Genomic DNA, 21,404 nt, shown 5'->3' on the forward strand with positions numbered 1-21,404 from the left:
GGGCTGTGACCGGGCGCACGTCCACCGCACCCCCGGGTGCCGGTCAGGCCGTACCCCCCGCTGCCGGTCAGGCCGTACCCCCACTGCCGGTCAAGCCGTCCCCCCTGCCGGTCAGGCCGGGACGCGGACACCCGCCAGGTTTTCCAGCGTGCGGCGGGTGCTGGGGCCCACGACGGCGGCCCATTCGTCCGGGGCGGCGGCCAGCCAGCCGGCCATCCGCGCGGCGAAGCCCGGCACGTGCCGGCCCAGGTCGACCAGGCCGCGGTCGAAGCAGGTGGCGCCCTCGGGGGTGCGGACGAGGAGCAGGCCGGTGCGGTGGACGAGCCCGCGGACCTCCTCCTCCCGGACGTCCCCGGCGCCGTGCTCGGCCACCGCGTGCAGCACGGCGGCCAGCACGGCGGGGGCCTGTTCCCGGGCGAGCAGAAGCTCCAGCAGCTCCCTGCGCAGCGGGCGGGAGGTGGGGGTGCCGCCGGCGGCGAGGACGGGGGCAAGGGCGGCGCGGAGCTGCTCGGGGGCGCCGTCGAGCAGGCCGGTGACCAGGGGCAGCAGGACGGGGCGGGCAGTGGGGCCCTGGGCGAGGCGGCGGTCGATCTGGGCGGCGAGGTGGCCGGCGGTCTGCGGGCGCAGCCGTGCCGCCTCCTGGAGCAGGGGCGCAACGCGGCGGGCCAGGGCCGGGGTGGGGACGTCGGCGAGGGTGCGGAGCAGCGCCTCCTCCGGGTGCGGGCCGCACAGGCGGGCGCGGAAGGCTTCCAGGACCGGTTCGGGGTGGGTGGTCAGGGCGGGGGCGAGGGCGCTCGGCGGGAACTGCGGGTCGCCGTCCGCGAAGTGCCGCAGGGCGGCGTGCAGGTGCCGGTCGCGGCTCTGCGGGTCGCGGACCAGCAGGGCGAGGGCGCCGCCGTGCAGGGCGCGGTCGGCGGGGCGGGCCAGCAGGGTGAGGGCGGCGTAGCGCAGCAGCTCGCGGTCGGCCGCCGAGCGGACGTGCGGGGCCGTGCGCAGGCCGTGGGCCACGGCCGCGGCCCGGCGGGCGGGGCGCTCGTCGTGCGCCCAGCGGTCGACCGCCCGGCACAGGGCCGACGGCTCGTCCTCGGCGAGGGTCGCGAGCAGTTCGTCGGCGCGCCGGTGCGGGCTCGCCACCAGGGTGTCGGTGAGGTCGTCGAGCGCGCCGTGCCGGTGGGTGTGCAGCAGCGCCTGCGCGGCCGTCGCGACGGTGGCGTGCGGGGTCGCGGGCAGCGGCCGTTCGTCGTCGAACCAGCACGTCAGCCGCGGCTGTACGGCGGCGGGCGCGGCCGCGAGCAGCCGGGCGACGGCGTCCAGGTAACGCTCGCCGGCCTCCGGGGGCGTCCGGTCGGCCGGCACGAGCCGGCGCAGCAGATCGAGCCGCTCGGTGTCACCGACCGGCAGTTCGGTCCAGAAGCCCGGGCCGAACTCGGCCGGCACGGGCCGCTGCGCGTGGCGCCAGGCCACGATCCGGTCGGCGAGCCGCCGCAGCACCTCGGTGTACGGCGTCGCGTCCGGGACCTCCAGCAGGGTGCGGGCGAGCAGCCGGGCGGCCCACCAGGAGCCGGGGTCGCGGTCCAGGGCGTCCGTCAAATCCCGTAGCCGGGCGGCCAGTTGGCGGTCGCCCTGCTGCCGGGCGAGGAGCAGCAGGGCCTGGACGACGGGGCCGACACGATGGTGCGGCACCGGCACGGGGGCGGTTTCGCGGTCGGCCCGGGGGCGGTGGACCAGGGCGCGCAGGGCCTCGTCGAGGTCGAGGTGCATGCCCTGGATCCAGTCGGCCAGCTCCTCGTGCGCGAAGCGGTAGCCCCGGCCGGCCGGGACGAGCAGGCCCTCGGCCAGTACGGCGGACGCCCAGCCGGTGCCGCCGCCGAGCCGGGCCGGGGCGGGCCCCCAGGGGAACACCGCCTCGAACGACGCCCGGTCCAGCTCGCCCTGCCCGGGCCCGAGGCTCCGCCGGGCGGCCTCGTGCACCTGCCCGGCCACGCGAGCGGCGAGCCGGCGTACGGCGGTGCCGTGCAGGCCGCTGTCCGCGGCGAGCCGTACCGCGATGCGCAGGCACATCAGGTCCAGGTGGGCGGCGAACACCTCGTGCCGGTCGACCGGCCCCGCGATGTGTGCGTCCGGGGTGGCGGCCCGGACTTCGGACAGCAGCCGGAGGGTGAGCGGATGCCGGGCGTCGCGCTCGGTCAGGGCGCCGTCGGGGATCGCGTGGCGGACGCGGGCCAGACGGGCCTCTTCCGCGGTCAGATCGGGCAGGTGCAGGCAGGGTGGGAGGGGGGCCGTGGGCCTGCTGGGGGCGGTGCCGGGCTCGGCGGCGTCTGCGGGGTTGATCAGGACTGCGTGGGCCGTCTGCATGTCCGTGTCCGTGGGGGTCGGGGTGCCCGCCTGGGTGGCCGGAGCCACGGAGGTCCCCGGCCGTGCAGGGCCGGCCGGAGTCATGGGACCCGTAGGGGCGGCCGCAGCCATGGAACCGGTGCGGGCGGCCGCAAGCGCTGCACCGACGGAGGCGGCGGGAGCCACGGGACGGGAAGGGGCGTCTGGGGCCGCGGCACCGAAGGAAGCGCCGGAAGCCACGGGACCGGAAGAGGCGCCCGCAGCCACGGAAGCCGTGGGAGCGCCTGGAGCGGCGGATCCGGCTGAAGCGGCGGAGGCCGCACAGCAGGCCGAGGTCGCCGGACCCGCCGGTTCCGTACGGGCAGCGCCACCACCGGACACCGCCGAGCCAGGCCCCGCCTCACACACGCCGGCCCCGGCTGCCCAAGCCCCGGAAGCAACAGAACGGGCTGAGGCCACCGAAGCCCCACAACCGACCGGGCTCCCCACACCGGCCGCGGCCATACAAACCCCGCCACCACCGGACACCGCCGAGCCAGGCCCCGCCTCAGACACAGCTGCCCCGGCCCGAACCCCGGACGCAGCACAACGGGCTGACGCCGCCAAAGTCGGCGGGGTGGCGGCCGCGGAGGGCGTCGGTGTGTGCAGCAGCTCGGCAGGGAATTCCGCTCCTGCCCGCTCCCAGTACTCCTCCCGGCAGGCCACCACCAGGCGTGCCCCGGTCCGGCGCAGCCAGGTGGCCGTTCCCCCGGTCCAGTCGGGGAGGCGGGGGGCGAGGACGGGTGGCATCTCCTCGGGGCCGTCCAGGACGAGCAGGAGCGGGCGGCCGGCCCGGGCGGCGAGGTGGGCCAGGTGTTCGGGAGTGAGGTCGCCCAGGGATTCGGGGCGGACGGCACGGGCGGCGGCGACGATCCTGGCGGCCCGTTCCAGGGTGCGGCGGGCCGCGTCGGCCACCGAGTCGTCGCCGTCCTCCAGGTCGGCGCCGCGCAGCCACAGCGTCGGGGCAGGCCACTCGCCGCGGGCCCGGCGGGCGGCGAGGGCCGCGAGTGCCGTCGTACGGCCGCTGCCCGGGGCGCCGACGAGCCCGAGCACGGCCCGCTCGCCGTCCGTGAAGGCGGCCAACTCCCGTGCGACGCCGTGGCGTTCGACCGGTTCCACGGCCCCCGCGAGCAGGCCCTGCGGGCCGTCCTGGCCGACCGAGGTGGCGGTCAGCTGCAGGATGCCGGCGAGGTTGAGGTCGGCGCCGTAGGCGGGCACGGTGGCCGCGTTGCGGGCGAGCAGCTCGCCGAGGGGGCCGTCGGCGGGCCGCAGCGGCACCGCGAAGCCCGTGTCGCGCTGCGCGGAGCGCAGGGCGGTGCCGAGGACGCCGATCACCGCGCCGGTTTCCGTGTCGAGCACCGGTCCCCCGGCCGCACCGCCGCCCAGCCGCAGCGCGTCCTGGCCGGCGGTGCCGATGGCCAGCTCCAGCGCCTCCTGGAGGAGGTGGAAGCGGTCGGTGGCGGTGTACGTCGCCTCGGTGGCGGCCAGCACCCGCGCCTGACGCCAGCAGCCCGCGGGGATCCGTACATAGGTTCCGGCGTCGATCCGCTCCCGCACGGTCAGCGGCAGCGGGTCGAGGCCCAGGCCCTCGGTGCGGACCAGGGCCAGGTCGCGCTCGGGCAGCGGGGTGACGGCGTCCGCGGCGACCACACAGGTGCGGTCGCCGCCGGCGACCTGCAGCACGAGCCGGGGCAGGCCGTCGACCGCCTCGTGGCTGGTGAGCAGGGTGCCCTGGTGATCGGCGAGGAAGCCGACGCCTCGGGGCCGTCCTGCGAGGTCGCGGATCTGGACGAGGGCGGGGTCGGGGCGGGGCCCGTCGTCCTGTGCGCCCGGCGCGGCGGTGGGGTCCGGCAGGCCCTCGGCGCGGTGTGAGAAGCCCGTGGTGCCGCCGGTGCCGCCCATGCTGCCGATGTCAGTGGTACCTGTGGTGTAGCTGGTGGCGTCGGCGCCCCTGTCGGTGCGCGGGCCCCGTCCCGCCATGGCCGTACCTCCCCGCCGAGCTCACACGCCCGTCTTGCGTCGCACTGTTGTCGACGGTAGGCGTGGGGTGATCGGCGGGACAGAGCGTGTGGCGAACGCGCCCCCTTCCGCTCCCCTGGTTCACTCCGAGCGCCTGCCCGGTCGGGTGAATAGCCGGCTGCCGCTGGATAACCCTAGGGATGGGGGAACCGAGGGGGGACCGTGGAGCGGCGGCAGGGGCACGCCCCGTGGCCGGCCGCCGCTCCACGGGCAGACCCTGCGCCGTCGGTGCAGCCGAAGACGGCTCAGCCGAAGACGGCCAGGCTCTTGGCCTTGCCCTTGTGGTGTTCGACCAGCGCGAGGAAGCGGCCCTCGGGGTCGAAGACGGCGACGGGACCGGCGCCCGCGTACTCGTCGGGCATCTCCAGCCGGACGCCGTTGAGCAGCAGCCGGGCGCGCCGGTCGTCCACCTGCCAGCGGCGGAACGCGGCCGCGGCGGCGTCCGCGATCGGCATCACGGTCAGCTCCTGCTGGAGCTGGTCCAGCGTCCGCGCCGTATCGATCTTGTACGGCCCGACGCGCGTCCGGCGCAGCGCGGTGAGGTGGCCGCCGACGCCGAGGTCGGCACCCAGATCACGGGCGAGGGCGCGGATGTAGGTGCCGGAGGAGCAGACGACCGAGACGATCAGGTCGAGGACCTGCGTGCCGTCGTCGGCCACGGCGTCCCGGACGTCGTACACCGTGAAGGAGGAGACCGTCACCGGACGGGCGGGGATCTCGAAGTCCTCGCCCTCGCGGGCCCGCTTGTACGACCGTACGCCGTCGATCTTGATGGCGCTGACCTTGGACGGCACCTGCATGATGTCGCCGGTCAGCTTGGCGATGCCGGCGTCGATGGCGTCCCGGGTCACCTTGGAGGCGTAGGCGGACGAGGTGATCTCGCCCTCGGCGTCGTCGGTGATCGTGTTCTGGCCCAGGCGGATGGTGCCCAGGTACTCCTTCTCGGTCAGGGCGAGGTGCCCGAGGAGCTTGGTGGCACGTTCGACGCCGAGGACCAGCACGCCGGTCGCCATCGGGTCGAGGGTGCCCGCGTGGCCGACCCGGCGGGTCCGGGCGATGCCGCGCATCTTGGCGACCACGTCGTGCGAAGTGAAGCCCGACGGCTTGTCGACGATGACGAGGCCGTCGGGCGTGGTGTGCTTCTGGGTCATTCCGCGGCGTCGCCGTCCGTCTCGGCCGTGTCGTCCTCGGCCGGCTTGCGGTACGGGTCCGCGCCGCCCGCGTAAGCGGCGCCCGCGGAGGCCTCGCGTACCTTCGCGTCGGACTGCCGCGCCTTGTCGAGGAGGTCCTCGATGGTCCGGGCGGTGTCCGGGAGGGCGTCCGCGACGAAGGACAGGGTCGGCGTGAACTTCACCCCGGCGGCGCGGCCGACCTCGGAGCGCAGGATGCCCTTGGCGCTCTCCAGGCCCGCCGCGGCGGCCTTCCGCTCCTCGTCGTCTCCGTAGACCGTGTAGAAGACGGTCGCCTCCCGCAGGTCGCCCGTCACCCGGGTGTCCGTGATGGTGACGTGCGAGCCGAGCCGCGGGTCCTTGATCCCGCGCTGCAGCTTCTGGGCCACCACCTCCCGGATGAGGTCCGCCAGCCTTTTCGCCCGCGCGTTGTCGGCCACTGGTCCGTCTCCCGTTCATTCTTCTGCTTGCGTTGGTGTTGGGTCTGGTCGTCAGTCGTCTTCGCCGTGGAAGCGCCGTCGTACGGACAGCAGCTCCACCTCGGGGCGGGCGGCGACCAGCCGTTCGCACCGGTCCAGTACGTCGGTGAGGTGCGCCGCGTCGCCGGAGACCATGGCGAGGCCGATGACCGCTCGCCGGTGGAGGTTCATGTGGTCCACCTCGGCCGCGCTCACCGCGTACTTCCGCTGGAGTTCGGCGACGATCGGGCGGACGACGGAGCGCTTCTCCTTCAGCGAGTGGACGTCGCCGAGGAGGAGGTCGAAGGACAGAGTCCCCACGTACATGTTGTGTGCCGGGTCTACCCGCCGGTACGGGATCGATGGCCCCGGGCCCGTGTGGGCCGGGGACACCAAAAGATTACGCGAACCTGCGCGGTGGCTCGACGGGGTTTCCGTGGCCCCCGCAACGGCCTCCGCAACGGCCAGCTGGCCGGCGGGACCGAGGTCCCGCCGGCCAGCTTCAGGTACCGCCGGCCCTTACGCCCGCGGCTTCTCCCGCATCTCGTACGTCGCGATGACGTCGTCGACCTTGATGTCGTTGAAGTTGCCGAGGTTGATACCGCCCTCGTAGCCTTCGCGGATCTCGGTGACGTCGTCCTTGAAGCGACGCAGGCCCTCGATGGTGAGGTTCTCCGCGACCACCTTGCCGTCGCGGATGAGGCGGGCCTTGGTGTTGCGGCGCACCTCGCCGGACCGGATGAGCACACCGGCGATGTTGCCCAGCTTGGACGACTTGAAGACCTCGCGAATCTCCGCCGTACCCAGCTCGACCTCTTCGAACTCCGGCTTGAGCATGCCCTTGAGGGCCGCCTCGATCTCCTCGATCGCCTGGTAGATGACCGAGTAGTACCGGACGTCCACACCCTCGCGCTCGGCCATCTGCGCCGCGCGGCCTGCCGCGCGGACGTTGAAGCCGATCACGATGGCGTCGGAGCCCATCGCCAGGTCGATGTCGGACTCCGTGACCGCACCGACGCCGCGGTGCAGGACGCGGATGTCGACCTCTTCGCCGACGTCCAGCTGGAGCAGGGAGGACTCCAGGGCCTCGACGGAACCAGAAGCGTCACCCTTGATGATCAGGTTCAGCTGCTGGACCTCGCCGGCCTTGAGCACCTTGTCCAGGTCCTCCAGGGACACGCGGCGCGTGCGCTTGGCGAAGGCCGCGTTGCGCTCACGGGCGGCGCGCTTCTCGGCGATCTGACGGGCCGTACGGTCCTCGTCGACCACCAGGAAGTTGTCGCCCGCACCCGGGACGTTGGTCAGGCCCAGGACCTGGACCGGCGTCGACGGGCCGGCCTCGGCGACGTTGTTGCCGTTGTCGTCGAGCATGGCGCGGACGCGGCCGTAGGCGTCGCCCACCACCATCGTGTCGCCGACCCGCAGCGTGCCTCGCTGGACGAGGACCGTCGCCACGGCACCACGGCCGCGGTCGAGACGGGACTCGATCGAGATGCCCTGCGCGTCCTGGGCCGGGTTGGCCCGCAGGTCGAGCGAGGCGTCGGCCGTGAGGATCACGGCCTCCAGCAGCGAGTCGATGTGCAGACCCTGCTTGGCGGAGATGTCGACGAACATGGTGTCGCCGCCGTACTCCTCGGCCACCAGGCCGTACTCGGTCAGCTGACCGCGCACCTTGGTCGGGTCGGCACCCTCGACGTCGATCTTGTTGACCGCGACGACGATCGGCACGTCGGCCGCCTTGGCGTGGTTGAGCGCCTCGACCGTCTGCGGCATGACGCCGTCGTTGGCCGCGACGACCAGGATCGCGATGTCGGTCGACTTCGCACCGCGGGCACGCATGGCGGTGAACGCCTCGTGACCCGGGGTGTCGATGAAGGTGATCTTGCGCTCTTCGTCGTTGACCTCGGTCGCGACCTGGTAGGCACCGATGTGCTGGGTGATGCCACCGGCCTCGCCCGCGATGACGTTCGTCTTGCGGATCGCGTCGAGCAGCCGGGTCTTACCGTGGTCGACGTGACCCATGACGGTCACCACCGGCGGACGGACGACCAGGTCCTCGTCGGAGCCCTCGTCCTCGCCGAACTCGATGTCGAAGGACTCGAGCAGCTCGCGGTCCTCCTCCTCCGGGCTGACGATCTGAACCGCGTAGTTCATCTCGTCGGCGAGGAGCTGCAGCGTCTCGTCGGAGACGGACTGCGTCGCGGTGACCATCTCGCCGAGGTTCATCATGACCGCGACGAGCGACGCCGGGTTGGCGTTGATCTTCTCCGCGAAGTCGGTGAGCGACGCGCCGCGGGAGAGACGAATGGTCTCGCCGTTGCCGCGCGGCAGCATCACGCCGCCGACGCTCGGGGCCTGCATGGCCTCGTACTCCTGGCGCCTCTGCCGCTTCGACTTGCGGCCACGACGCGCGGGACCGCCGGGACGGCCGAAGGCGCCCTGCGTGCCACCGCGGCCACCGGGTCCGCCGGGACGGCCGCCGAAGCCGGGACGGCCACCGCCGCCACCGCCGGGACCACCCGGACGACCGGCGAAGCCGCCACCGCCGCCGCCACCGCCACCGGGACGACCGGCGAAGCCGCCGCCACCGGGACGACCGGCGAAGCCGCCGCCCGGACGACCGCCGCCGCCACCGGGACGACCGCCGGCACCGGGACCGCGGCCGCCGGGGCCACCGCCGCCCGGACGCGGGCCGGCAGCGGGACGCTGCGGCATCATGCCGGGGTTCGGACGCGGACCGGCCGGGCCGGGACGCGGACCGCCCTGCGGCCGGGGCATGCCGGCCGGGCTCGGACGGGGACCGCCGGGAGCCTGCGGACGCGGACCGCCGCCCTGGGCGCCGGGCGCCTGCGGACGGGGGGCGCCGCCGGGACCACCGGGGCCGGGACGCGCGCCGCCCTGCGGGCGCGGGGCCTGCGGACGGGCCATGCCGGTGGAGCCACCGGAGGTGAAGGGATTGTTGCCCGGACGCGGACCGGCCGGACGGGCACCCGGACGCGGGGCCTGGCCACCGGCACGCGGGGCACCCTGGCCCGGACGGGCCTGACCCTGGCCGGGACCACCCGGACGTCCGCCGCCGGGCTTCGGGGCACCCGGACGGGCGCCGGGACGCGGACCCTGGGCGGCCGGAGCCTGCGGGGCCTGGGCGGCCGGCGGAGCGGTGAACTCCGGGGCGGCCGGAGCCGGACGCGGCGCGGGCTTCGGACCCGGCACCGGACGCGGGCCCGGGGCCGGCGCGGGCGCGGCGGGAGCCGACGGGGCGGCCGGCTGCTGGGCAGCGGGCGCCGTCGGGGGCTTGGGGGCTGCCGGCTTCGGGGCAGCAGGACGAGCCGCCTGCGCCGGAGAGGGCGCGGCGGGCCTGGGGGCAGCCTTGCGCGGGGCGGGCTTACCGGCGGACTTGCCGTTGCCACCGCCCTGGAAGGCGTCGGTCAGCTTGCGTACTACGGGCGCTTCGATGGTCGAAGACGCCGAACGGACGAATTCACCGAGCTCCTGGAGCTTGGCCATGACGACCTTGCTCTCAACGCCGAACTCCTTGGCGAGTTCGTAAACCCGGACCTTAGCCACTTCGCTCCTTTGAGGTCCGGGTGAGGCCGGACCGTCGCTAGTTCATGGGCGTACTCATCGCGTACTCATCGAGTGCTCATCGCAATCTCGACCTGCTTTCGACTCGCGAGGTACCAGGCCGCACGGGGTTCCGTACGGCACGTCTTACGGTGTTGCCTGCTCGGCAACTGTTGTCTGCTCGACGTAATGGCGCAACGCCTTTGTGTCGAGCGGCCCCGGGGCGCGCAGTGCCCGCGGGAACGCCCGGCGACGTACCGCCTGGTCGAGACAGACCAGGGCGGGGTGTACATAGGCACCCCGGCCGGGCAGCGTACCGCGAGGATCGGGGGCGCATGCGTCCTCGATCTTCACGATCCGCAGTAGATCGTTCTTGGCCGCCCGCTCCCGGCACCCCACACAGGTGCGTTCAGGGCATGCTCCGGCGTGCGTCCGGCCAGACACGGTTAAGTCTACCTCCCCGCACCGACCTCACCCCTTCGGGGCAAAGATCGAACGGCTGTTGTCGTGATCCAAGCGACCTGCGGCTTGGTTTATTCCCTGCCTGGTCTTCCCTGCCTGGTCTTGCCTGCCTAGTCCCCGGCCTGCTCGGTGTCGGGCCGGATGTCGATCCGCCAGCCGGTGAGCCGGGCGGCGAGGCGGGCGTTCTGCCCCTCCTTGCCGATCGCGAGCGACAGCTGGTAGTCCGGCACGGTGACCCGGGCGGAACGGGAGGCGAGGTCGACGACCTCCACCTTGCTCACCCGAGCGGGTGACAGGGCGTTCGCCACCATCTCCGCCGGGTCGTCCGACCAGTCGACGATGTCGATCTTCTCGCCGTTCAGCTCGCCCATCACATTGCGCACCCGGCCGCCCATGGGGCCGATGCAGGCACCCTTGGCGTTCAGGCCCGAACGGGTGGACCGTACGGCGATCTTGGTCCTGTGACCGGCCTCACGGGCGATCGCGGCGATCTCCACCGAGCCGTCGGCGATCTCCGGCACCTCCAGGGCGAAGAGCTTCTTCACCAGGTTGGGGTGCGTACGGGAGAGGGTGACCGACGGTCCGCGCACGCCCTTGGCCACCCGGACGACGTACGAGCGAAGGCGCATGCCGTGCGGGTAGGTCTCGCCCGGCACCTGCTCCTGCACCGGCAGGATCGCCTCCAGCTTGCCGATGTCGACCAGCACGTTCTTCGGGTCGCGGCCCTGCTGGACCACACCGGTGACGATGTCGCCCTCGCGGCCGGCGTACTCGCCGAGCGTCGCGTCGTCCTCGGCGTCCCGCAGCCGCTGCAGGATGACCTGCTTGGCGGTGGTGGCGGCGATCCGGCCGAAGCCCGACGGGGTGTCGTCGAACTCGCGCGGCTCCTGCCCCTCTTCGAGGTCCTCGGGGTCCTCCTTCGCCCACACGGTCACATGCCCGGTCTCCCGGTTGAGCTCCACGCGCGCGTGTCGGCGGCTTCCCTCGGTGCGGTGGTAGGCGATGAGGAGGGCCGACTCGATCGCCTCGACCAGCAGGTCGAAGGAGATCTCCTTCTCCCTGACCAAGCCCCGCAGGGCGCTCATGTCGATGTCCACGGCTACGCCTCCTCCTCTTCCTTCATGTCCTTCTTGGCCTTGTCGGCCTTGTCTTCCTTGCGGCTGAACTCGACCTGCACGCGCGCCTTGGCGATCTGGGGGAAGCCGAGCCGACGGGTGGTGGCCTTACGCCCCTTCACCCCGGGTACCTCGAGCTCGAGGCCCTCGTCGTCGACGTTCAGGATCCTGGCGACCAGCTCGCCGCCCTCGGTCAGCTGGAACTTCACGAGCCGGTCGGTGGCGCGCACGAAGTGCCGGTGCTCGGTGAGGAGGCGCTCCGCGCCGGGGGTTCCGACCTCCAGGTCGTACGCCGCGTCGCCCATCGCGTTGGTCTCGTCGAGCTTCGCCGAGAGCGCACGGCTCACATCGGCGATGGCGTCCAGATCCGCTCCGGTGTCGGAGTCGACGACCACGCGCAGCACCCGCTTGCGTCCGACGGAGTCCACGGCGATCTCTTCGAGATCCAGCCCCTGGGAGGTGACGAGCGGTTCCAGCAGCTCTCGCAGCCTCTCGCTCTGGGTGGTGCTCATCCGGGTGACTCCTCGGCCGCGTGTGCTGTTGTGGGATGGGTCGCGTGTCTGGTCAAAGGGTATCGCCTCCGGCGGGGGGCGGTTCGCATGCGAGGGCGGGCGGGTGCGCTGAGCCGGTGACATGAGGCGAGGGGATGCGCGGGTACCGTGATCACGGCGGGGCGGTCCGAAAGCCCGCCCGTGTGTTCGTACGAGCTCCCCGAGGACGTCAGCGTGCCGTACCCCCCACCCCTGCGCCCTTCGGGGCCGCGTAGAAGATCCCTGCTCGCCTCGGCCGCCGGTGCCGCTCTGCTGGTGGGCTGCACGGCCGGTCCGGACTCCGGTGGCGGCTCCTCGGCGACGGAGCGGGCACGCGCGCGTGCGGCGCTGGACAGCCGGGAGCTGCTCGCCCGGTACGACGCCGTGCTCGCCGTCCACCCCGGCCTGGCGGAGCGGCTGGGCCCGCTGCGCGCCCAGGTCGCGGCCCACGCCGCGGCCTTCGCGGACGGTACGACGCCCACGCCCGCGAGGTCCTCGGCCTCCCCGTCCGCCGGTCCGGCCGTGCCGGCCACCGAGAAGGACGCCCTCGCCGGCCTGGCCGCCGCCGAGCGCGGCCTCGCCGACCGGCGTGCCAGGGCCCTGCCGGCGGTGCCGGGCGAGCTGGCGCGGCTGCTGGCGTCGGTGGCGGCGGCCGGGGCCGTGCACGCGTACCTGCTGACGGAGGGGGCGAAGTGAGCGACGAGGCGATGTCGGGCGAACTGGCGGCGCTGCAGGCGGCACTGGCGGCGGAGCACGCGGCGGTGTACGGGTACGGCGTCGTCGGCGGCAAGATCAGCGCGGCGCGCCGGACCGAGGCGCGGGCGGCGTACGACGCGCACCGGGCGCGCCGGGACGCGCTGATCCGCGAGGTCCGCGACCTGGGCGGGCAGCCGGTCGCCGCGAACGCCGGGTACGCGCTGCCGTTCCCGGTGCCGGACTCCCCCGCCGCCGTGCGGCTCGCCGCCCGGCTGGAGGAGCGGGTGGCGGGTGTCTACGCGGATCTGGTGCGGGCCTCGACGGGCGCGCGGCGCGGCGCGGCCGCCGCCGCGCTGCGGGAGGCCGCGGTGCGCGCGGTGCGCTGGAGCGGACAGAGCGTAGCCTTCCCTGGGCTCGCCGAGCGGTCCGTTGGTGCGGGGACCGGTGCGGCCGGTACGGCACCGTCGGCCACTGCCTCGGTGTCCCCGTGACCGCGTGACCCCGTAGGCGGCCGTACGACTGGACCCGGACTGGAAAGGAACGACTCGCGCATGGCTTTCGAACCGCCGCCGCGCCTGGTACGGGCGCTCGGTGAGACGGCACCGGCCGGGGACGACTGGCTCGCGCAGTTGCCCGCGGCCGCCGAACGGGCCGTTGCCAGGCGCGAGTTGACCGTGGAGCGGGTTCAGGTGCCGGGCGGCCGCAGCAGCCTGGTGGTGCTGGTGCGGCGGGCCGACGGCACCCCGGCCGTGCTGAAGCTGGCCCCGCCGCGGGCCCGTCCGGAGAGCGAGCGGGCGGCGCTGGCGCACTGGGGCGGGCTGGGCGCCGTACAACTGCTGGAGGCCGGCGCGGAGGACGGTGTGCTGCTGCTGGAGCGGCTGCACCCGGATGTGTCCGTGCGGTCGCTGCCGGAGGCCAAGGCGCTGCTGGAGGCCGCGGGCACGCTGCGGCGGCTGTGGGTCGACCCGCCGGCCGGTCATGTCTTCGAGACCGTCGCCGAGCGCACGGGGCGCCAGGCGGCGGCGATGCGGGCGGGCGCCGAGACCGACCCCGAGGTGGCCCCGCTGGTCGACGCGGCACTCGCGGCCCGCGAGGAGCTGCTGTCGGCGCCGCCCGAACACCGGTTGCTGCACGGTACGTTCCGGCAGAGCAAGGTGCTGGCCGGGGAGCGGATGCCGTGGCTCGCGGTGGGTCCGGACCCGGTGGTCGGTGAGTGCGCGTTCGATCTGGCCCGGCTGGTGCGGGACCGCGTGGAGGACCTGATCGCGGCACCGGCGGGCGCCGCGACGACCCGGCGGCGCATCAAGCGGCTCGCCGAGTCGCTGGAGGTGGACCAGGAGCGGTTGCGGGGGTGGACGCTGTTCCGGGCGGTGGAGTCCGGCGTACGGGCCGGACGCGTCGGCCGTGAGAAGGACGCGGAGCTCCTGCTGGAGTTCGCGAGCTGGCTCGGCTGAGGGTGCCGCCCATGCCGGGCCGGCCCGCTCGTGCAGGTGAACGGGCCGGTCCGGGGGGTGGAGGTCGGGTGGGGGTCAGACCGCCGTCAGGCGGGCGAGGGCGTCCTCGACGGAGAGTTCCTCGCGCTCGCCGGTCCTGCGGTCCTTCAGTTCCACGACGCCCTCGCCGGAGCGGCGGCCGGCGACCAGGATCTGCGGGACGCCGATCAGCTCGGCGTCGGTGAACTTCACGCCCGGGGAGACGCCGGCCCGGTCGTCGACCAGGACCCGCACGCCCGCGGCGGCCAGCTTCTCGGCGACGTCGAGGGCCAGCTCGGTCTGCAGGGCCTTGCCGGCGGCGACCACGTGCACGTCGGCCGGGGCGACCTCCTTGGGCCACACCAGGCCCTTGTCGTCGGCGCTCTGCTCCGCGATGGCCGCGACCGCGCGGGAGACGCCGATGCCGTACGAGCCCATGGTGACGCGGACCGGCTTGCCGTTCTGGCCGAGGACGTCGAGCTTGAGGGCGTCGGTGTACTTGCGGCCCAGCTGGAAGATGTGGCCGATCTCGATGGCGCGGTCCAGCTTCAGGCCGGTGCCGCACTTCGGGCAGGGGTCGCCCTCCTGGACGACCACGACGTCCACGTACGCGTCGGCCTCGAAGTCACGGCCGGCGACGACGTTCCTGGCGTGGGTCTGGTCCTTGTTGGCGCCGGTGATCCAGGAGGTTCCGGGGGCCACGCGCGGGTCGGCGATGTACTTCACCTTCTCGCCCAGGCCCTGCGGGCCGACGTAGCCGCGGACCAGGTCGGGGCGGCCGGCGAAGTCCGCCTCGGTGACCATCTCCACGACCGCCGGGGCGAAGTGCGCCTCGACCTTGCCCAGGTCGACCTCGCGGTCGCCGGGGACACCGACGGCGACGATCTCGCCGTCCACCTTCACCAGCAGGTTCTTCAGCGTGGCGGAGGCGGGGACGCCGAGGGAGGCGGCCAGGGTCTCGATGGTCGGGGTGTCGGGGGTGGGGATCTCCTCCAGGGCGGGGACCGCCGAGCCGTCCACCGGCTGGAGCGCGTACGTGATCGCCTCCGTGTTGGCGGCGAAGTCACAGTTCGGGCAGTCCGCGAAGGTGTCCTCGCCGGCCTCGGCCGGGGCCAGGAACTCCTCGGACTTCGAGCCGCCCATCGCACCGGCGGTGGCCGCGCAGATGCGGTAGTCGAGGCCGAGGCGCTCGAAGATGCGCTGGTAGGCCGCGCGGTGCAGGGCGTACGACTGCGCCAGCCCCTCGTCCGCCAGGTCGAAGGAGTACGAGTCCTTCATCAGGAACTCGCGGCCGCGCAGGATGCCGGCGCGGGGGCGGGCCTCGTCCCGGAACTTGGTCTGGATCTGGTACAGGATGACCGGCAGGTCCTTGTAGGACGTGCACTGGTCCTTGACCAGGAGGGTGAAGATCTCCTCGTGGGTGGGGCCGAGGAGGTAGTCGCCGCCCTTGCGGTCCTTCAGCCGGAACAGTTCCTGGCCGTACTCGTCCCAGCGGCCGGTCGCGTCGTAGGGCTCGCGGGGCAGCAGGGCGGGGAGGGTGACCTCCTGGGCGCCGATGGCGTCCATCTCCTCGCGGACGATCCGCTCGACGTTGGAGAGGACCTTCTTGCCGAGGGGCAGCCAGCTCCAGATGCCGGCGGCGGTGCGGCGGACGTAGCCGGCGCGGACGAGGAGCTTGTGGCTGAGGACCTCGGCGTCCGCCGGGTCGTCGCGCAGCGTCTTCGCCATCAACTGGGACATGCGCTGGACCGGTGCGTTGGCCATGGTTCTCGTACTCCTGCCGGGTAAGGGTGATGGCACAGGAGGTTAGCCGGGCGGGCTGTGCCGGTGGAAATCGGATACGCCCCGGTTCCCCCTGCGGAGCAGCGGAAGGCGGGCGCCCATCACCGCGTACGGCTTCGGTGCGCTGGGGAAGTGGACCTGGCGGGCGAGGTCGACGTACCCGAGGGAGAAGTACAGGCCGCGGGCAGGGCTGTCGGTGTCGATCGCCGAGAGGATCGAGCGGGGTTCGGTCGCGGAGTCCGTGATGGCGGTGATCAGGCGGCGGCCGATGCCCCGGTTCTGGTGGTGGGGGTGGACGTGCAGCTCCGTGATCACGAAGGAGTCGTCCAGCCAGAAGTCGTTGCCGGTCGCGCGGAGGTACGGCTCCACGACGGTGGACCACCAGTGGGTGCGGGAGTTGGGCATGCCGTAGACGAAGCCGACGAGGTGTCCGCCGACGCTCGCGCCGAGGGCTCGCGCGCCCGGGAACTGCATGTGCCGCTGGACGATCTGCCGGCGCACGGCGACCTCGTCGGGGCCCAGCCCGAAGGCTACGGCCTGGACGGCCAGGGCCTCGTCGACGCGGGCAGCGAGGTCCAGGGAGCCGATCACGAGGTCCATGCCCGGAGCGTACAGCGGGTTCAGAACAGGACGCTCATGAAAGCGCCCACCTCCTGGAAGCCCACCCTGAGGTACGTCCGCCGCGCCGCCGTGTTGAAGTCGTTCACGTACAGGCTGACGACCGGGGCCACGTCGGCGAGGGCGTAGCGCAGCACCGCCGCCATGCCGGGGGCCGCGAGTCCCCTGCCCCGGTACTCGGGGGCCACCCAGACGCCCTGGATCTGGCAGGCCTGGCTGGTCGCCGCGCCGATCTCCGCCTTGAAGACGACCTTGCCGTGCTCGTCGAGGCGGGCGAAGGAGCGGCCGGCGCCGACGAGTTCGGCGACGCGGGCCTGGTAGAGCAGGCCGCCGTCGCCGGCCAGCGGCGATACGCCGACCTCCTCGGTGAACATCGCCACGCAGGCCGGCATGATCGTCTCCATCTCGTCCTTGCGGACGCGGCGGACGTAGGGGTCCGGGGCGATGCAGACGGGCATGTGGTCGGTGACCATCAGGGGCTGGTGGGGGCGGACCTCGCGGGCGGGGCCCCAGTGGGGTTCCAGCAGGCGCCACAGCGCGGCGGTGGGTTCGGCGGGGCCGACGATGGAGGAGCAGCGCCGGCCGGCTCTTCGCGCCCGGTCCGCGAAGGCGCGGACGGCGCGCGGGGTGGCGCAGACCGGGACCAGGTTGGCGCCCGCGTAGCACAGGGACGTGAGCATGCCGTCCTCGTACCAGCCCCACATCTCGCCGCCGAGGCGCCAGGGGTCGAGGCCCGCGACCTGGACCCGGGAGGTCACGAAGGCGTTCGCGACCGGCTCGCGGCCGAGGACGGCGAGCGCGGCGTCGAGGTCGCTCGGTTCGAGCACCCGGGAGGTGGTCTGGGTCAACACGTACGGGGCCTCACCCTGGGGTTCTGCTGGTCCCGGAACTATAGCCGCGCTGTCTCGGACGTGCGCCTCGGCGCCCCCTGGGGACCGAGGCCCCCGGGGGCGCGGAAAACCCGGCCCAGGGTGGGTGGGGACCTCAGCCGGCCACCGACACCGACGGCTCGCCGGAGGCCACGCCGTCCTGCTCCATCTGCTCGGCCAGCTTCATGGCCTCCTCGATGAGGGTCTCCACGATCCTGGACTCGGGGACGGTCTTGATGACCTCGCCCTTGACGAAGATCTGGCCCTTGCCGTTGCCGGAGGCGACGCCGAGGTCGGCCTCGCGGGCCTCGCCCGGACCGTTCACGACGCAGCCCATGACGGCCACGCGCAGCGGGACCTCCATACCGGTCAGACCGGCCGTGACCTCTTCCGCGAGCTTGTAGACGTCCACCTGGGCGCGGCCGCAGGACGGGCAGGAGACGATCTCCAGGCCGCGCTGGCGCAGGCCGAGCGACTGCAGGATCTGGAGGCCGACCTTGACCTCCTCGACGGGCGGAGCCGAGAGGGACACGCGGATCGTGTCGCCGATGCCCTGCGAGAGCAGCGCTCCGAATGCCACCGCCGACTTGATCGTGCCCTGGAACGCCGGGCCCGCCTCCGTCACGCCGAGGTGGAGGGGGTACTCGCACTGCTCGGCGAGCTGGCGGTAGGCCTCGATCATGACGACCGGGTCGTTGTGCTTGACGGAGATCTTGATGTCCCGGAAGTCGTGCTCCTCGAAGAGGGACGCCTCCCACAGGGCGCTCTCCACCAGCGCCTCCGGCGTCGCCTTGCCGTACTTCTGGAGCAGGCGCTTGTCCAGGGAGCCGGCGTTGACGCCGATGCGGATCGGGGTGCCGTGGTCCTTGGCGGCCTTGGCGATCTCCTTGACCTTGTCGTCGAACTGCTTGATGTTGCCGGGGTTGACGCGGACCGCGGCGCAGCCGGCCTCGATGGCGGCGAAGACGTACTTGGGCTGGAAGTGGATGTCCGCGATGACCGGGATCTGGGACTTGCGGGCGATGGTCGCCAGGGCGTCCGCGTCGTCCTGCGTCGGGCAGGCCACCCGCACGATCTGGCAGCCGGACGCGGTCAGCTCGGCGATCTGCTGGAGGGTGGCGCCGACGTCGGACGTACGGGTCGTGGTCATGGACTGGACCGAGACGGGCGCGTCTCCGCCGACCGCCACGCTTCCGACCTGGATCTGCCGGCTCGTCCGGCGCTCGGCGAGCTTGGTCGGAACGGACGGCATGCCGAGAGAAATCGCAGTCATCTGCTGTGCAACCCCAAGTCGTGGATCAAGGTCCGGTCCCGTGAACGGCGGGCTCCAGGCCTCGAGATTACGCCACCGGCCTTGGCGCGAGCACATCCCACCCGGCAAACCCACTCAATGGGAGGCGGCCCGCAGGACATCCTTCCGGGCCGCCTCGAACAGCGTGTGGCTAGGAGATTTTCACCGGGTTAACCACGTCCGCGATGAGCACCAGGATGGTGAAGCAGACGAAGATCCCGGCCACCACGTACGCCACCGGCATCAGCTTCGCCACGTCGAACGGACCGGGGTCCGGGCGGCGCAGCACCCGCGCCACGTTGCGCCGCAGGGCCTCCCACAGGGCGCCCGCGATGTGTCCGCCGTCGAGCGGGAGCAGCGGGAGCATGTTGAACAGGAACAGAGAGAGGTTGAAGCCGGCGAGGAGCATCACGAACATCGCCAGCTGCTGGGAGGCGGGGATGTTCAGCGTGGCGATGTCGCCGGTGATGCGGGCCGCGCCGACGATGCCGATCGGGGAGTCCGGCTGGCGCGGGGCGTTGCCGAAGGCGGCGTCCCACAGGGCCGGGATCTTGGCGGGCAGGGCGGCGAGGGAGTCGACGGCGTCGCCGACCCGGTCGTTCATCCAGGTCACGGACTGGCCGAAGTCCTGGTGGACGACGCCGGTGGCGGCGCTGAAGCCGAGGAAGCCCGCCGGGACGAAGCCCTGGACGTACTGACCGCTGGCGTCCTTCTTGGCGACCATGTTCGTGGTGATCGTCGCGTGCAGGGTCACGTCCTGGCCCTTGCGGTCGACGACGATCGCGACGTTCTTGCCCGCGCTGTCCCGGATGAGGTCCGAGAGGGTGTTCCAGTCCCTGGTCCGCACGCCGTCGAAGGAGAGGATCCGGTCGCCCGCCTTCAGCCCGGCCTTCTGCGCCGGGGAGACCGGGTCGGACTTCTTGCAGGTGTCGCGGTGCTCGCTCTGGGCGATGGAGCACGGCGAGACCGAGGCGACCGTGGTCGTCTGCTGCTGGATGCCGAAGCCCATCAGGACCGTGAAGAACAGGGCGATCGCGAGGATCAGGTTCATGAAGGGGCCCGCGAACATGACGATGACGCGCTTCCAGGGCTTGCGCGTGTAGAACATGCGCGTCTCGTCGCCGGGCTGGAGCTCCTCGAAGGCCGCCGAGCGGGCGTCCTCGATCATGCCGCGCCACGGGGAGGTGGAGCGGGCGGAGACACGGCCCTGGTCGTCGGGCGGGAACATGCCGATCATGCGGATGTAGCCGCCGAGCGGGACCGCCTTGATGCCGTACTCGGTATCGCCCTTCTTCCGCGACCAGACGGTCGGGCCGAAGCCGACCATGTACTGGGGCACGCGGATGCCGAAGAGCTTGGCCGTGGACAGGTGCCCCAGCTCGTGCCAGGCGATCGAGACGAGCAGGCCGACCGCGAAGACCACTATGCCGAGGATGAACATCAAGGTCGTCATGCACGCGCCTCCGCGGTCGCCTTCGTGCCGGTGAGCCGGCGGGCCCGGGTGCGGGCCCAGGTCTCCGCTTCGAGGACGTCCGACACGGTGAGTGAAGTTCCCCGGTCCGGGGTGCCGTGTTCCTCGACCACCCGGGTGACGGTCTCCATGATGCCGTTGAAGGGCAGTGCGCCGTTGCGGAAGGCCTCGACGCACTCCTCGTTGGCCGCATTGAACACCGCCGGGGCCGTGCCCGCGAGCTGCCCCACGTGCCGGGCGAGGTTCACCGAGGGGAAGGCCTCGTTGTCCAGCGGGAAGAACTCCCAGGTGGAGGCCTTGCTCCAGTCGAAGGCGGGCGCCGCGCCGGGGACGCGTTCGGGCCAGCCCAGACCGATGGCGATGGGCCCGCGCATGTCGGGGGGCGTCGCCTGGGCGATCGTGGATCCGTCGGTGAACTCGACCATCGAGTGAACATACGACTGGGGATGCACGACCACCTCAATGCGGTCGAAGGGAATGTCGTAGAGGAGGTGTGCCTCGATGACCTCCAGGCCCTTGTTGACGAGGGTCGCGGAGTTGATCGTGATGACCGGGCCCATCGCCCAGGTGGGGTGGGCGAGGGCGTCCTCGACGGTCACCTGGGCCAGGTCGGCCTTCGTACGGCCGCGGAAGGGACCCCCGGAGGCCGTGACGACCAGCTTGCGTACGTCGGCCCTCGTCCCGGCGGCCAGCGCCTGGAAGAGGGCCGCGTGCTCGGAGTCCACCGGGATGATCTGGCCCGGCTTGGCGAGCGCTTTGACCAGCGGGCCGCCGACGATCAGGGACTCCTTGTTGGCGAGCGCCAGGGTGTGGCCCGCCTCCAGGGCGGCGAGGGTGGGCGCGAGGCCGATGGAGCCGGTGATGCCGTTCAGCACGGTGTGGCAGTCGGAGGCGGCGACCTGGGTGGCCGCGTCCGGTCCGGCGAGGATCTCGGGCAGCGGCTCGCCGGGGCCGTACTCGGCGGCGAGCGCCTCGCGCAGGGCGGGTACGACGTCCTCGCGGGCGACCGCGACGGTCCGTACCCGCAGCCGGCGCGCCTGCTCGGCGAGGAGGGCGATGCGGCCGCCGTTGGCGGACAGGGCGGTGACCCGGAACCGGTCGGGGTGGCGCAGCACGAGGTCGATGGCCTGGGTGCCGACGGATCCGGTGGAGCCGAGGATCACCACGTCCTTGAGGCTGTCGCCCGCGAGGGGGTCGTAGACGAGGTGCGGATCGGCGAGGGGTGCCGGATGGGCAGGGCTGTCGGTCATCCCCCCATTGTTGCCCCAACCGGTGGGGGCCCGGACACGGCGTCCCCCGGGCGGGTGCCTCGGAGGGGTTCGTCACCGATGGAGCGGTTTTCCGTTGTGAGGGCGTTGTGAGAGCGCTGTGCGGGCACCGTGGGGGCGTAATGAAGATCATATTTCTGAAATCGCGCGCCGCCGGCCCGCCGGTGATGGCATCCTTCCCGTGGCGCCCTTCGAGGAGGGCGCGCTCAACTGGGGGAACAACAGGGGGAGGAACACCACCTTGAAC

General features: G+C 73.0%; 17 protein-coding genes. 3 read left to right on the forward strand and 14 right to left on the reverse strand.

The window, feature by feature from the left end; genetic code table 11:
• Positions 1-111 precede the first annotated feature (111 nt).
• The 8 genes from ACWC2T_RS15825 to rimP form a co-directional block, all read right to left on the reverse strand.
• Positions 112-4,275 (reverse strand): hypothetical protein, encoded by a 4,164-nt coding sequence (locus tag ACWC2T_RS15825; RefSeq protein ID WP_450671059.1) that lies wholly within the window; start codon positions 4,273-4,275, stop codon positions 112-114.
• A gap of 362 nt (positions 4,276-4,637) precedes the next feature.
• On the reverse strand, positions 4,638-5,543 hold the full coding sequence (gene truB / locus ACWC2T_RS15830) for a tRNA pseudouridine(55) synthase TruB (protein WP_450670939.1): 906 nt from the start codon (positions 5,541-5,543) through the stop codon (positions 4,638-4,640).
• Positions 5,540-6,001 (reverse strand): 30S ribosome-binding factor RbfA, encoded by a 462-nt coding sequence (gene rbfA / locus ACWC2T_RS15835; RefSeq protein ID WP_450670940.1) that lies wholly within the window; start codon positions 5,999-6,001, stop codon positions 5,540-5,542. Before rbfA ends, truB begins: the two co-directional genes overlap by 4 nt.
• Before the next feature lie 51 nt (positions 6,002-6,052).
• Positions 6,053-6,346 (reverse strand): DUF503 domain-containing protein, encoded by a 294-nt coding sequence (locus ACWC2T_RS15840; protein WP_030619068.1) that lies wholly within the window; start codon positions 6,344-6,346, stop codon positions 6,053-6,055.
• A gap of 192 nt (positions 6,347-6,538) precedes the next feature.
• Entirely contained in the window at positions 6,539-9,586 is a 3,048-nt protein-coding gene (infB, locus tag ACWC2T_RS15845) for a translation initiation factor IF-2 (protein ID WP_450670941.1), read from the reverse strand.
• Positions 9,587-9,730: 144 nt separating this feature from the next.
• On the reverse strand, positions 9,731-10,027 hold the full coding sequence (locus tag ACWC2T_RS15850) for a YlxR family protein (RefSeq protein ID WP_351210740.1): 297 nt from the start codon (positions 10,025-10,027) through the stop codon (positions 9,731-9,733).
• 128 nt (positions 10,028-10,155) lie between these two features.
• Positions 10,156-11,142 carry a transcription termination factor NusA gene (nusA, locus tag ACWC2T_RS15855; RefSeq protein ID WP_450670942.1) on the reverse strand — a complete coding sequence of 329 codons (987 nt, stop codon included), beginning with the start codon at positions 11,140-11,142 and terminating at the stop codon, positions 10,156-10,158.
• Between the two features lie 2 nt (positions 11,143-11,144).
• Positions 11,145-11,672 (reverse strand): ribosome maturation factor RimP, encoded by a 528-nt coding sequence (gene rimP / locus ACWC2T_RS15860; RefSeq protein WP_450670943.1) that lies wholly within the window; start codon positions 11,670-11,672, stop codon positions 11,145-11,147.
• A 213-nt stretch (positions 11,673-11,885) separates the two neighbouring features.
• Between rimP and ACWC2T_RS15865 the strand changes: the two genes are divergently transcribed.
• The 3 genes from ACWC2T_RS15865 to ACWC2T_RS15875 are packed head-to-tail and all read left to right on the forward strand — an operon-like array spanning position 11,886 to position 13,840.
• A complete protein-coding gene (locus ACWC2T_RS15865; RefSeq protein WP_450670944.1) occupies positions 11,886-12,386 on the forward strand; it encodes a hypothetical protein in 501 nt (166 codons plus the stop codon).
• A gap of 11 nt (positions 12,387-12,397) precedes the next feature.
• Positions 12,398-12,877 carry a ferritin-like domain-containing protein gene (locus tag ACWC2T_RS15870; RefSeq protein ID WP_450671060.1) on the forward strand — a complete coding sequence of 160 codons (480 nt, stop codon included), beginning with the start codon at positions 12,398-12,400 and terminating at the stop codon, positions 12,875-12,877.
• Positions 12,878-12,937: 60 nt separating this feature from the next.
• Positions 12,938-13,840, forward strand: coding sequence for an aminoglycoside phosphotransferase family protein (locus tag ACWC2T_RS15875; RefSeq protein WP_450670945.1), 903 nt, complete (start codon positions 12,938-12,940; stop codon positions 13,838-13,840).
• A gap of 75 nt (positions 13,841-13,915) precedes the next feature.
• On the opposite strand, the gene ACWC2T_RS15880 is transcribed toward ACWC2T_RS15875, so the two are convergent.
• The 6 genes from ACWC2T_RS15880 to dxr all read right to left on the reverse strand — a co-directional run bounded on the left by ACWC2T_RS15880 (position 13,916) and on the right by dxr (position 21,139).
• Positions 13,916-15,622 (reverse strand): proline--tRNA ligase, encoded by a 1,707-nt coding sequence (locus tag ACWC2T_RS15880; protein WP_450670946.1) that lies wholly within the window; start codon positions 15,620-15,622, stop codon positions 13,916-13,918.
• Between the two features lie 42 nt (positions 15,623-15,664).
• A complete protein-coding gene (locus ACWC2T_RS15885) occupies positions 15,665-16,240 on the reverse strand; it encodes a GNAT family N-acetyltransferase (protein ID WP_351210754.1) in 576 nt (191 codons plus the stop codon).
• A gap of 20 nt (positions 16,241-16,260) precedes the next feature.
• The gene (locus ACWC2T_RS15890) at positions 16,261-17,109 is read right to left on the reverse strand and encodes a GNAT family N-acetyltransferase (protein ID WP_450670947.1); all 849 of its coding nucleotides are present in this window, start codon (positions 17,107-17,109) and stop codon (positions 16,261-16,263) included.
• Between the two features lie 133 nt (positions 17,110-17,242).
• The gene (gene ispG / locus ACWC2T_RS15895; protein ID WP_450670948.1) at positions 17,243-18,400 is read right to left on the reverse strand and encodes a flavodoxin-dependent (E)-4-hydroxy-3-methylbut-2-enyl-diphosphate synthase; all 1,158 of its coding nucleotides are present in this window, start codon (positions 18,398-18,400) and stop codon (positions 17,243-17,245) included.
• 169 nt (positions 18,401-18,569) lie between these two features.
• On the reverse strand, positions 18,570-19,871 hold the full coding sequence (locus ACWC2T_RS15900) for a M50 family metallopeptidase (protein WP_450670949.1): 1,302 nt from the start codon (positions 19,869-19,871) through the stop codon (positions 18,570-18,572).
• Entirely contained in the window at positions 19,868-21,139 is a 1,272-nt protein-coding gene (gene dxr / locus ACWC2T_RS15905) for a 1-deoxy-D-xylulose-5-phosphate reductoisomerase (RefSeq protein WP_450670950.1), read from the reverse strand. Before dxr ends, ACWC2T_RS15900 begins: the two co-directional genes overlap by 4 nt.
• Positions 21,140-21,404: the final 265 nt, after the last annotated feature.

It is taken from the genome of Streptomyces sp. NPDC001393, from assembly GCF_053597455.1.